General features: G+C 58.4%; 1 protein-coding gene. It reads left to right on the forward strand.

Annotated elements, in window-relative coordinates:
* Nucleotides 1-291, forward strand: a 291-nt coding sequence (locus tag A3754_RS27460) for a hypothetical protein (protein ID WP_197468530.1), incomplete at both ends; no start/stop codon positions are given.

Below are 291 nucleotides of genomic sequence, written 5' to 3' on the forward strand. Positions count from 1 at the left end.
TTTGGCGGTGATCTGGCTGCGGTACAGAAACTGTTTTTTGGTGGCGATCTGAAGATCGGAGGTAACGTGATGGCCTCCAACAAGCTCACCGTGTTGCAGGACATGGACCCTAAGCTGGTGGAGCAGGCACGCGACAAGCGATTGGCCTCCGGCCAGCCGGATACCGCTACCGCACAACCGAAAAAGCAGAAAGCACCGCAGGCGGAGAAAGTGCTGCCGGAGCTGGCGGAAAAACTGTCGGCCATTGGTGGACAGGGTGGTGTGTTGCAGATCAAGGTGCGGAGCCCAGAC

The organism is Alcanivorax sp. HI0083, assembly GCF_001635175.1.